This window comes from uncultured Methanobrevibacter sp., from assembly GCF_937906425.1.
GTDB lineage: Archaea > Methanobacteriota > Methanobacteria > Methanobacteriales > Methanobacteriaceae > Methanobrevibacter.
Genome location: NZ_CALCYR010000107.1, coordinates 1 through 11,513, shown reverse-complemented (window position 1 = coordinate 11,513; position 11,513 = coordinate 1). Strand labels below are relative to the sequence as shown.

The window sequence follows — 11,513 nt, the reverse complement described above, 5'->3', positions numbered from 1 at the left end:
AAAAATATTTTAAAATAAAAATTAAAGAAAAATTAAAAATATTTAATGACAAATTTTAAAACTAAATTAAAAATATTTAATGACAAATTTTAAAACCAAATAAATATTTAAAAACTAAAAATAATATGACAATTCAATAAAAGAGGAATTAAAATGGAGATTCAAGAAAAAACAATACCTGATCAGAAAGTTGCAATTATGAATTATAAAGGTTCCTTGGATGACATGGAAGTTTTAATTTCAAAATTAACAGGATGGATTGAAATAGAGGAAGTTGAAACTGATGGAGATTTATTTGCAATATTTTACAACAATCCAAGGACCGTAAAGGAAAATGAAGTTGTTTACGATTTAGGAATCCCAATTAATAAGGAACAGGAACTTGATGAAACCGAGGAAATCAGAATTGTAACAATCATTGAACACAAGGTTTTATCCGGAATTCATTATGGAAGCATAGAAAACATCCAAGAGTCCTATAACACAATGGCAGAATATTCTGAAGAATTTAAATATGACATTATCGGATCTCCGAAGGAAGTTTACCTTAAAAACAAATACGAAGTTGAAAGTGAAGATGAAATGATTACTGAAATCCAATTACCAGTTATTAAAATGTAGATTAAAGGGATAACATGGCTAAAAAAGAAAAAGATAAAAAATCCAAGAAATCCAAAAAAGAAAAGGAAAAAGAGCTTAATAAAGAAGTGGATAAAATTATTGAAAAAAACTTCAAGGACTTTAAATCCCAAGACGATATAGAAAATTTTATCCAGGACGCCTTTGATAAAAAAACTAAAAAATTCAATAAGAACATTGAATTAAAGGAAAAGGAGTTAAATAAAAAAATTAAAAACACATCCAAAAACGATACAAAAAGGATGGACAATAAATTAAAGGAAATGAGTAAAAAAATAGACAATCATTATAAAAGTATGGTTAAATAAACCATGCTTAAATTCTTTTTTTTAAAATAAATCAAATTTCCTCTTTTTTAATCATTAATCTATTTTATTAATTTATTTTTTTGAATTCTGAAATTAAACACTATTTTTACACATTTTTAAAAAAGCAAAAATAGAATTAAAAAACAAAACCCCATCTAATTAATTCCCAACCACTCTAAGATTCTTAAAAAGAACTTTAGGAATAATAAAAGAGCCTCTTTGCTTAATTTCAGAACCGACAGCTTCAGCACTATTTAACAAGTCATAAATATTTCCTGAAATCATGGCCTTTTTAATAGGCTTTTTATCACCTTTATTCAGCAGGAATGAATTGCTTGCCTCAACTGAAAAGTCACCTGTAATTGGATTAGCTGTATGAGCTCCCAAAACGTCAGTAACCAAAAATCCATCATTAATGTCTTCGATTTCATAATTTTCCTTAAAGTCAAACAATAAATTGGAAGAGCTTACTGAAGGAGTTCCGGCATATGAACCCCTATAACCGTTGGAAGTGCTTAAGACATCATCCTTGTTTGCAGTGTAAATGTCATACAAATATCCTTTCAGGATTCCATCCTCAACCAAGACAGTCCTTTTGGAAGCGGTTCCCTCATCATCAGCAACTGCAGAGTTTAATCCTGCTTCAATGGTTGCATCATCATAAATTGAAAGGTTTTCAGTAATGATCTTTTCACCGATTTGGCCTGCCAAACGGGACCTTCCCCTTTGAACATTGTCTGCATTGAAACCGCTCAAGAATGTTGAAAGCAAACTGGCGGCTGCATGATAATCCAAAACAACATCCCTATCTGAAGTTTCAATATGCTGTCCGCCTAAAGAACTTTTTGCAAGAGTACAAACATCTTCAGCCAGTTTAATTCCATCAAAATCATAATTACATGAGGAAATTGAATCATAGGCAGTTGTCAAGTCATTGCCATCCACTGCATTAATGGAAACGCCTATTGCAAAACCGGTTGATTTGTCAAAGGTCTCAACCCCATTTGAATTTACAATCAAGGTTTCACCTTCAGCCGCTGAAAATCCTCCAGAGGTAGCCTGACAACCATTATCCTCAACACAATTTAAAACAGCCTTAAGATTGTCTGTAAGTTCACTTAAGTCCAATTGTCTAAATTTCTTATCAAAAACACCTTTAACCTTTGGCAATTTTTCAACAAGTGCAAATGAAAAGTTTTCATCCACTGCATTAAGCTTAGAATTATTATAGGCATCTTCAGCCACTTTAGCTATTTCATTCATGTCAGAAGTATAGGCAAAACCTAATGCTCCATCCTTGATAACTCTTATACCTAAACCAATGTTATACTCTTCCTTTGCAAAATTCAAATCAGTCTTTTGAGAATCTAACTGCAACAAGTCAGATTGTTCCAAATAAATTTCAAACTCATCAGAATATTTGGAAATCTCTTTTTTAGCTTCTTCAGCATATCCATATAACATAAATATCACATATTCAAAATTTGGGTAAAATGACAATAAAATAAAATTAGAACTAATCTAATCATTAAAAACAAACTTTTATAACAATTAAAATAAAATTAGAATTAATCTAATCATTAAAAACAAACTTTTCAATAGCCTCTTTTACACCATCACCATAGTTCTTTTCACAAACGTAATCTGCAATTTCCTTCAGTTCATCACATGCATTTCCAACAGCCACCTTAAATCCTCCGGCAGATAAAAACTCAATGTCGTTTTCACTGTCTCCAATACACATAATGTTTTCAATATTGTAATCCAACAGCTTAGCCAATTCCCTTAAGCCATTTCCCTTATCAACATCAGGATCAGTCAGGTGAAGGGCAAAGCCACTATCATAAACCTTAACGTCAAAATCTTTCAATAATTCCTTTAATGGTTCAGAATCCATATTCTTATAAAATGCAATTTCAGAAACACGAGCATCTGCATCCTCAACTATCTTAAATGGAATTTCTTCACCAAACTTATCATAAAGGAAGTCATAAGCTCTTTGAGCCTTGCTGAAATCTCCTAAAACAATCACTTCATTGTTATTATATCCATCCTGATAAATAACTCCACCATTTTCACAAACCAAACCGCCACTGGTACCGACCAAGGTAGATACAGCATAGGAAAAGTGAGAAATATTTCCAGTTGCTATGATAACGGGAATTTCTCTCTCTTCAGCTTCACGAAGAACATCCAAGGCACTTTTACAGATTCTTCTTCTGGAATCTGTAATGGTTCCATCAACATCTACAGCAATTGCTTCAATCTTTACCATAATTACAAGACCATAAAAATTATTAAAGTTTAGAATTACTAATCTTAATCAAAATGAAAAATGAAAAATGAAAAATGAAAAATTATTAAAGTTAGAATTGAGAATTTTAAAATAAACCATAAAATCCAATTCAATATATTATTATCAATCAAATCTAAAAGATTCTAACTATCCCCCATAACGACAAACAACAAATCTAAAAGATTCTAACTATCTACTATAACGATGAGCAATATTACAGGTTCCTTCCTTACTTACCATACATGCACCGATAGGATGCATAGGATTACATGCCTTTCTAAATAGCTTACAGTCAGTAGGTTTAGCAATTCCCCTAAGGATAGGACCGCAAATACAACCTTTTGGAGCTTCAGTTACATCCTTAACCTCAATGTCGTATTTTTCCCTTGCATTCCATTCAGCAAACTCATCATTTACCTCAAGGATAGAATTAGGAATCTTTGGAAAACCTCTCCATTCCCTACTCTCTACATGGAAAACCTCATCCATCATTTCCTTACCGACAATATTACCCTCTTCTCTTACAGCACGTTTATATTCATTATCGATTCTGGCTTCGCCATTGTTTATTTGTCTTAAAATCATGTAAACAGACATTAAAATATCCAATGGGTTAAAACCTGCCACAGCTTGAGGAATATTGTACTCTGTAGAGAATTTTTCAAATGGCTTAGTGCCTAAAATTGTACAAACGTGTCCAGGTTCAATCAAAGCATTCAAGTTGGTTTCTCCAGAATTAATCAAATAATCAATTGCAGGTGGAATCAACCTATGACATGAAATGATTGAGAAATTTTCAGGAGGTTTGGACAATAATTCAGATGCAGTTGCAGGAGCGGTTGTTTCAAAACCTGCAGACATGAATACAACATCATTATCTGTTTTGCGAGCAATTTCCACAGCATTTGGAATACCATAAACAACCCTTACATCAGCACCTTCAGCCTTTGCCTCAGCAAGAGAACTTTTGGAACCTGGAACTCTTAACATGTCTCCAAAGGTGGTTACAGTCACTCCCCTATCTATCAATTCCAAACATTCATCAATTTCTCTTGAAGGAACAACACAAACCGGACAACCCGGACCTGCCACAATCTCAACTTCAGGAGGAAGAAGAGACCTTATGCCATGTTCCATAATGGTATGTTCGTGAGAACCACAAACATGCATAATCTTAACTGGAGTAGCCAAATCATTAATTCTTTTAAGTAAGGTATCAGCCATCTCTTTCATACTTGTCATACACACACCACAAATCTTTCTTTATAATTTATATTAATAAAATTAAGAATTTTTATAATTCAATTAAATAAATCTTCCCAAAACCAATATAAAACCATTATAAAGGAAAAAGAAATTTAAATTTTTATTATTCCATTATTAATAAAACTTAATATTAATTAACAATATACTATTATTAGTTTGTTATAATTAATAATATTTTTTAATCATGAAACATTTTTTTTATTTTTTTTATAAAATAGAATCAAGATAATAAATTTTTTTAAAAAATAAAAATCAAAATAAGAAATTTTTCTATAAAATAGAATCCGGATAATAAATTTTCATTTTTTATTCATCAAATGAATATAAAAAAATATTATTTATAGAAAAATAATTTAAATTCATAATTCATATCTTTCAAAAATAGCTAAAGGGTCTTAAAATGTATAAAAACAATAAAATTTTAGTAGTTATTCCTGCAAGAGGAGGTTCTAAAGGAATTCCGCGTAAAAACATAAGATTACTTGGTAAAAAGCCATTGATTGCACATACAATTGAAATGGCACAGGCTTCAGATTATGTGGATGATATAGTCGTTACAACAGATGACAATGAAATAAAATTCATTGCAGAGAAATTTGGAGCGCAAACAATCAAAAGGGATGGAAAACTTGCAGAAGACTCAATCCCACTTGATCCTGTAATCTATGATGCAACAATTCAAAAGGAAAAAAGAACATGTGAAAAATATGATATTGTAATTACCGTTCAACCAACCTCCCCACTTCTTAAGACAAAAACCCTGGATTTGGCTATTGAAAAATTATTAAACCCGAATGATGAAAAGGAATATTATGACACCATAATCAGTGTTGTTGATGACAGACACTTAAGTTGGGGCTATGATGAGGAGATTAGAAAATATTATCCATTATACAAGGAAAGGTTAAATAGACAATATCTTCCAAAGGCATATAAGGAAACAGGAAGTATCTTTGCAAGTAAAAGAGAATTTATCAAGGAAAATACAAGACTTGGAGAAAATATTGGACTTATTGAAATATCAAAACAGGAAAGCATAGATATAGACAACTACGAAGACTGGTGGGTTGCTGAAAGAATCCTGAATAAAAAGAAAATCCTGATAAAGGCAGATGCCTCCCATGAAATAGGGACAGGCCATATCTACAGAGGATTATCAATTGCATCCAAACTTGTAAACCATGAGGTAATATTCCTTCTGGATGAGGCAAAGCCATTGGGAATTGAAATTGTAAAACACAACAATTATCCCTTCATAACTCACAATACAGATAAAGGAAATGGCAAGGATGCTGATGAAAAGGGAAAAGAGGAGATTATTGAAAAGATAGTCGAATACAATCCGGACATTATCATAAATGACATTCTAAATACCAATTCCAAATACACAAAAACCCTTAGGGACAAGGGATTTTACATTGTTGACTTTGAGGATGTTGGAGGAGGAGTAAAATACGCCCATTTAATCTTTGATGCACTTTATGAACATAAGATACCTCTTAAAAACCTTTATTCAGGACATAAGTATTATATTCTAAAGGATGAATTCTATTATCAGGAATTCAAGGAAATAAGAAATGATGTAAACAAGGTTCTTCTTACATTTGGAGGAACAGATCCTAATAATCTTACCGAAAAAGTTCTTGAAGCAATCCTTGAAAGCAAGTATGAAAATGATATAGAAATCATTTTAGGACTTGGATATTCAAATAAAAAAGGAATACAGGAAAAATACAAGGACAATGACAGAATAGAAATCTATGAAAACGTGAAAAACATGAGCGAACACATGCATGATGCTGATTTAATATTCACATCTGCAGGAAGAACAATGTATGAAATAGCATCACTTGGAGTCCCATGCATATGCCTTTGTCAAAACCAAAGAGAATTAAGCCATATTTTTGGAAATATAGAACATGGATTTATTAATTTAGGTCTTGGAAAAGATATAAGCAAGGAAGAGATAATTGAAAGTTTTGAAACTACAATAGACAATTATGAATTAAGATGTGAAATGAATAGGCGGATGGGTGAAGTAGACCTAAAACATGGCTTTGACAACATTAAAAAGTTAATTAAAAAAGGTTATAATGAATGGAAAGCAGAACAAAATAATTTAGAGTCTTAAAATTAAAATAAACTCAAAAAAATAAAACCCTTAAAAATAAATAAACACAAAAAAACTTAACAAAAAAAACAAAATAAAACCCTTAAAAATAAATAAACACAAAAAACAAAACTTAATTATTTAGAAAATTAATTAAATAAGGATTATTACAAGTACATTCAAATAAAGGTGAAATAATGAGCATATTCGATGAGGAACCATTTTTAATAGCTGAAATTGGAGTAAACTACTACGACATAGCTAAAAAAGAAAAGATTTCAAATATGGAAGCTGCTAAATTAATGGTTAAGGAAGCTAAAGATGCAGGATGTAATGCAGTCAAATTTCAATCATATAAAGCAAATACAATAGCTTCTAAAAACTCTCCAGCCTATTGGGATACAAATGAAGAACCAACACAATCCCAATATGAACTATTCAAGAAATTCGATTCCTTTGGAGAAGCGGAATACAGAGAAATAGCAGATTACTGTAATGAAATAGGAATATTGTTCCTATCTACACCTTTTGATTTTGATTCAATTGATTATCTTGATGAATTTATGGATGTTTATAAAATTTCATCCTCAGATTTGACAAATATTCCATTCATAAAAAAGATTGCTGAAAAGGGAAAAGACATCATCATTTCAACAGGAGCCTCAAATCTTGAGGAGATAAAACTTGCAATAGACACAATAGAAGAGTCCAATGACAAATATAAAAATAAAGAAGCGGGAATAGGAATTATGCATTGTGTACTCTCCTATCCAACAGCAAATGAGGATGCAAACCTTCTTATGATAAAGCATCTTAAGGACTTGTATCCTGATTATGAAATAGGATATTCAGATCATACCAAACCTGATGAAAACATGTTGATTCTGACAACAGCCTATCTTTATGGAGCTACAATCCTTGAAAAGCATTACACACTAGACAAGACACTTCAGGGAAATGACCATTATCATGGAATGGATCCAGAAGACATCAGAAGGTTCAATAAAAACATAGAGCTTATCAAAACCATCAATGGACAATACAATAAGGTTCCGCTCCCATGTGAAAGTGAATCAAGAAAACAGGCAAGGCGTTCAATAGTTGCAAATGTCCAAATAAAAGAGGGAATGGAAATCACAGAGGATATGCTTACATTTAAAAGACCTGGAACTGGAGTTTCACCAAGCGAAATCTCTAAGATAATTGGCAAAAAGGCTAAAACAGACATTCCAGAAGACGAATTAATCCAATACAAATATCTGGAATGATTAAATCATTAATTTTATTTTTTAAAAAGCAATAAATTAAAATCAAAATATAGATAAAATAAACCTATGAAAAATTTGAAAAATTTTAATTAAAAATTAATCAAAAAACAAAAAAAATAGCTAAGGACGTAAAACATGACTTTTACAGTAAATGAGATTTGCCAAAAGATATGGCAGCTTGAAGAGAAATATGAATTGAATCATAAGGAAATTCAAGATTGCTACCCTTGGCAACTTATTAGAATGTATTTATATTACGAAATAACCCGTAAACTAAATATTTTTGAATCTGCACAACAGTCAAGCCTTAGCTTATCTGATAAAATTAAATCATTTCTGCCATTTATAAAAAACAGCCTATTAAGCAATCCCTTAAGCAATAAATCAAAGGCAGATGTTTTAATTTTCGACCATCCGAGAAAGGTTCTCTTTCAAAATGAATATCAGGACATATACAGTTATTTTTTAAAGGGCATACTGAATGAAAATAAGCTATCCTTTGAGACAATAGAAGCACCTTACTTAAATCAGCACTTTAGAAATAAGGAAAACATCAAGGAAAATCATGTTAAATTCAATGACAGAATTCTTTTAGGCTCATTTATTCATAAAACAAGAAATAGAGGAAAATTGAATTTTACAGATGATGAAAGAGAGTTTATAGAGAAAATAAAAAATGAATTAGCATCAATTTTTTCCATTGAAATAGACCTTTTTAGAATTATTGAAGATCACATTCTTAATTTTCAGTATGAATACAAAAAATACATTGAATTATTGGAAATTAAAAAGCCGAAATTCCTTTTTCTTGTAGTTGCATATGAAAACAAGGCATTAGTGGCAGCATGTAAAAAATCCAATGTTGAAATCATTGAACTTCAGCATGGAACAATAAGCCCCTATCATTTGGGATACAGCTATCCCGAAAATACAAGAAAATCAAATAATGAAATAAAAGAAATTGAATATTTTCCAGACAAAATACTGAGTTTTGGTGACTACTGGAAAGGTTCAAGCTATTTTCCAATAGAAAAAGAGAAAATCATTCCAATAGGATTTCCTTACTTTGAGGAAAACTCCAGAGAGTTTTTGGAAATTTCAAATAATGAAAAAGACAAAAATGAGATTCTTTTCATTTCACAGGGAGTCATTGGAAAATACCTTTCAAAAATGGCTTATGAATTAGCAGAAAGGATAGAAAATAAAAATAAAAATAAAAATAAAGACCAAAATGACTCAAACAATACTTATAAGATTATTTACAAACTCCATCCGGGAGAATATGAAAACTGGAAGGAGAACTATGAATACTTAAATAGGGCAACAAATGAATTTGACAACTTTAAAGTAATAGACAACAATAGAGTTCCCTTATATGAACTATTTGCAAGAAGCAATTATCAAATTGGAGCATTTTCAACAGCAATCTATGAAGGCCTTGCATTCAATTGCAGAACTTTCATAATAGACGTTCCGGGAATCGAATATCTTGAGGACCTTATTGAAAAGGACATAGTTAAAAAAGTCAAAAACAGCGAAGAATTACTGGATTACATCACAGAAGAAAAAGAAAATAAAGAAAAGAAAGAGAAAAAAGAGAAGAAAGAAGAAAAAGAAGAGATATATGAAAAAGAAGAGATATATGAAAAAGAAGAAGAAAAAACAATATTTAAAGAGTACAATAAGGATTATTTCTTTAAAAACTTTAACAAGGACTTTTTAAAATCATTGTAAAATTAAAAAAATTAAAAACATTATAAAAATATAAATTAAAATAAAAATCAATATAATGCTTACAAACAATAATATAATACTTACAAATAATTAAAAAATTATTCATTACTTACAAAGAACCAAAGTGATTAAATGAACGACTATGTGCGATTTATACAAAGAATAGGGCTTGTAGGATTAACAAACATCCTAATTTCTCTCAGCAGTCTCATATTCATCCCGATCATTACAAAATCATTTACCACTGCAGAATATGGGATGTGGGCTCAAGTAAACACTACAATCGCACTTGTTCCAAACATAGCTAATTTAGGGCTTCCATACACAATGGTAAGATTCCTGTCTGCAGAAAAGGACAAGGAAAAAATTAAGGAATCTTTCTATCCAATGATTAGCCTAACATTTATTTCAACACTTATTCTTTGCGGATTGTTCCTTATCTTTGGAAATGCAATAGCAGATGCCCTATTCAATGGAAGCATGCAGGTTTTATACATTACAACAGCAATCTCTTTCTTTGCATGTATGAACTTGATGCTTATAAGTTACTTTAGAACTTTCCAACAAATGAAAAGATATTCAATATTCCTTATTTTACAAAGTTATATTGGAGTATTCGTTAGCATTTACCTTACCTATGCAGGATACAATATTGAAACAGTTGTTTTAGGTCTTTTAACAGGATATGCTGCAGTATTTATAATGATGGCATTTTTAATTGTAAGACATTTAGGAATTGGAATTGGAAAATGGTCCAATCTAAAGGAACAGCTTGCCTTTGCAATCCCTACAATTCCAAGCAATATCTCAAGTTGGGTTGTTGACTCAAGTGACAAGTATGTCATCGGAATACTGATAGGATCTGTAGCAGTTGGATGCTATTCACCAGGATATGCATTGGGAAGCATTTTACTTATGTTTTTATCCCCATTTGCAGTTCTTCTGCCTGCAGTGCTACCAGAACATTATGAAAAGGGAGATATCAATGAAGTGTACAAATACCTTAGCTATTCCATGAAATATTATATGCTCCTTACAGTTCCGGCAGCAGTGGGAATGAGCGTTCTTTCAAAACCGCTCCTATACATCATTACAACCCCAGAGATTGCCCTTGGAGGTTATATGGTAACTCCATTTGTATGCTTAGGTGCAATTTTCATGGGAATGTATGGAATAACAAACAATATTTTGATTCTTGAGAAAAACACAATGATTCTTGGAAAACTATGGATAATCGTTGCTATAGTTAATTTAGGTTTAAACATCCTTCTCATACCTTATCTGAACATTTTAGGAGCTGCAATAGCTACATTAATTTCATATATTATTGCATTTACAGTAACAGCAATAGCCAGTAAGAAGGTCATGAGACTTCCATTCAATATTAAAGAACTTTCAAAGATTATCTTAGCATCAGCAATCATGGGAGCAGTTGTCTATATTATGCATCCAATTGGAATATTTAATGTCTTGATATCCATAGCAGTTGGAGTAATTGTATATTTCGTATTATTGTTTATTTTAAAAGGAATAACATTAAAGGAAATTGCAATATTTAAAGATTTGCTTCATTAGATTATAGCTAAAATTGATTAAATTAACATTATAATTTTTTTAAAAAATAGTTTAATATGTTAAACCAAAAGAAGATTTAAAATTTATAATTTAATATCTCAAACCAAAAATAGCATTTAAAATTTATAGTTTAATATTTTAAAAAAAATAATGAAGAAACATTTTAATTAATAAATCAAAAAATAGTAAAAAAATAAAATAAAAAAAAGTTTTTCATATTAAATGAATTGTTAAAGAAAATAAAAAAAATAAAAAAAAGTTTTTATAGTAATTTACCAAACTTTTATTATAGATGACTGACAAATAATATATTATGT

9 protein-coding genes are annotated in these 11,513 nt (G+C 30.4%); 6 read left to right on the top strand and 3 right to left on the bottom strand.

What is annotated here, in order from left to right:
- Window positions 1-153: 153 nt before the first annotated feature.
- On the top strand, window positions 154-621 hold the full coding sequence (locus Q0138_RS02845; protein ID WP_297980645.1) for a GyrI-like domain-containing protein: 468 nt from the start codon (window positions 154-156) through the stop codon (window positions 619-621).
- A gap of 14 nt (window positions 622-635) precedes the next feature.
- Window positions 636-947, top strand: a complete 312-nt coding sequence (locus tag Q0138_RS02840) for a hypothetical protein (RefSeq protein WP_297980642.1) — start codon at window positions 636-638, stop codon at window positions 945-947.
- A 159-nt stretch (window positions 948-1,106) separates the two neighbouring features.
- Here the strand turns inward: Q0138_RS02840 and Q0138_RS02835 are convergent, their stop codons facing one another.
- The 3 genes from Q0138_RS02835 to hypD form a co-directional block, all read right to left on the bottom strand.
- A complete protein-coding gene (locus tag Q0138_RS02835) occupies window positions 1,107-2,411 on the bottom strand; it encodes a TldD/PmbA family protein (RefSeq protein ID WP_297980639.1) in 1,305 nt (434 codons plus the stop codon).
- A 109-nt stretch (window positions 2,412-2,520) separates the two neighbouring features.
- Entirely contained in the window at window positions 2,521-3,222 is a 702-nt protein-coding gene (locus Q0138_RS02830; protein WP_297980637.1) for a phosphoglycolate phosphatase, read from the bottom strand.
- 210 nt (window positions 3,223-3,432) lie between these two features.
- A complete protein-coding gene (hypD, locus tag Q0138_RS02825; protein WP_297980647.1) occupies window positions 3,433-4,476 on the bottom strand; it encodes a hydrogenase formation protein HypD in 1,044 nt (347 codons plus the stop codon).
- Window positions 4,477-4,909: 433 nt separating this feature from the next.
- On the opposite strand from hypD, the gene pseG reads away from it, so the two are divergent.
- From pseG to Q0138_RS02805, 4 genes are all read left to right on the top strand, one after another.
- A complete protein-coding gene (pseG, locus tag Q0138_RS02820) occupies window positions 4,910-6,640 on the top strand; it encodes a UDP-2,4-diacetamido-2,4,6-trideoxy-beta-L-altropyranose hydrolase (protein WP_297980634.1) in 1,731 nt (576 codons plus the stop codon).
- Window positions 6,641-6,816: 176 nt separating this feature from the next.
- The gene (locus tag Q0138_RS02815) at window positions 6,817-7,887 is read left to right on the top strand and encodes an N-acetylneuraminate synthase family protein (RefSeq protein ID WP_297980631.1); all 1,071 of its coding nucleotides are present in this window, start codon (window positions 6,817-6,819) and stop codon (window positions 7,885-7,887) included.
- A gap of 135 nt (window positions 7,888-8,022) precedes the next feature.
- The gene (locus tag Q0138_RS02810) at window positions 8,023-9,621 is read left to right on the top strand and encodes a sialyltransferase (protein ID WP_297980627.1); all 1,599 of its coding nucleotides are present in this window, start codon (window positions 8,023-8,025) and stop codon (window positions 9,619-9,621) included.
- Between the two features lie 132 nt (window positions 9,622-9,753).
- A complete protein-coding gene (locus tag Q0138_RS02805; RefSeq protein WP_297980624.1) occupies window positions 9,754-11,196 on the top strand; it encodes a flippase in 1,443 nt (480 codons plus the stop codon).
- The last annotated feature ends 317 nt before the right edge of the window (window positions 11,197-11,513 follow it).